Origin of the sequence: Streptomyces chiangmaiensis (assembly GCF_036281785.1) — a bacterium.
Taxonomy (GTDB): Bacteria; Actinomycetota; Actinomycetes; order Streptomycetales; family Streptomycetaceae; genus Streptomyces; species Streptomyces chiangmaiensis.
On record NZ_JAYWVC010000589.1, the window covers coordinates 1 to 1,279 of the forward strand.

The 1,279-nt window shown below is 62.2% G+C and carries 2 protein-coding genes; both read left to right on the forward strand.

Annotation, left to right across the window (positions count from 1 at the left end; all coding sequences use genetic code 11):
* Window positions 1–652 precede the first annotated feature (652 nt).
* A complete protein-coding gene (locus tag VXC91_RS45780; RefSeq protein ID WP_329513238.1) occupies window positions 653–967 on the forward strand; it encodes a hypothetical protein in 315 nt (104 codons plus the stop codon).
* Window positions 960–1,279: hypothetical protein (locus tag VXC91_RS45785; protein WP_329513239.1), on the forward strand; the 320-nt coding region annotated here is incomplete at its 3' end. The genes VXC91_RS45780 and VXC91_RS45785, both read left to right, overlap by 8 nt.

A 1,279-nucleotide genomic window follows, 5' to 3' on the forward strand; every position in this document is an offset into this window, starting at 1 on the left:
CAGCCGCCAGGTGCGGCGTCAACACAAGCCGTTTGCCGACTGGCTTTGTACCCGAGTCACGTCGTCGTTTCGACACGACCCGGGAGTCGCACGGTCGTGCGGGGAGGCGATGTACACGAAGTCGTGAACATCCGAGAGGCGCCGGCGTCCTCGGTGCTGCCTGAACTGCTGTTGAAACGCTGCTCCATGCCGAGTACGAAGCCAGCCGACGTTGCTTTCTGACGCGGTGTTGTCGACACTGCCGAGACGCTACACTCCGCGCCATGGGCGACGGGGGTTATCAGGGGCCTGACCCTTGGGAGATCGAACGAGCGGTTGAGCGTGGCTACCGGAGAGCGCAAGGTGAGTACGTTCCCCCTGATGGTCATCTTCCCGTCAAGGGGATCGCGACGGCCTGCTGCTTGGTGCCAGCCATCCTGGTCGCCTTCTGGGTTGTGGGCAGCCTCCTCTTCGTGTTGTTGACCGTGATGGGAGTCGTGCATCCGTGGGGCTAGCCTCGCGCTCGACACTCGGGCATCGCGTCTGCCTGCCATCGGCCACACAAGTCGAAACGGGCCGTCGGTTCCCGTCGGCGACGCGCGAAAGATCGAGGCCAGAGTCATGTTCTCTGTTGACGGCCTCAACGGGCAATCATTTGCGGCATCATGCCTTCATGGCGACCTTTAACCAGCAAGGCCAGCACAACTACGGGACCCAGAACAACGCCGAAACGATCAACGTCACCCACGTTGATCGGCAGGTAGTGGCCCGAGAGTTGGGCGTTGCCTTGAACAGGGTTCAGGGCATGGGATTGGATGAGCTCACGCGGCAGCGAGCAACCGCAGAGCTGGAAGCGGCAAGCACTGACCTCCAGGCTGGCAACACGAGTCGTGCCCAAGAGCGCCTGGGCCGCGTGCGCGCCATGGGTAGTGCTCTGGCTGAGGTGGCCGGAGCCTTCGTCCGTGGCACGGGAGTCCTGGGTGGCTGAGAGACCGCCGTACGGGCAGTTCAACTCCGGGTCCCACTTCAACCAGCGGGGCCAGCACGTGTACGGGCCTCAGTACAACGCTGATGACATCCACGTCAACCACGCTGATCCGCAATCGATCGCTGACGGGATGGTGCTGGACCGGCAGAGACGGAAAGCCGAAGGGGAATCGCCTCGAAGGCGAGATCAACAAGCCAGACAAGCCAGAGCTGCTGCCGCTAAAGCACAGGTGAGATTGGCTGCGATCATCATTGCTGCCACATTTGCCCTCATGTTGCTGGCCGCTGTAGTGCTCACCATCCTGAGGTCAAC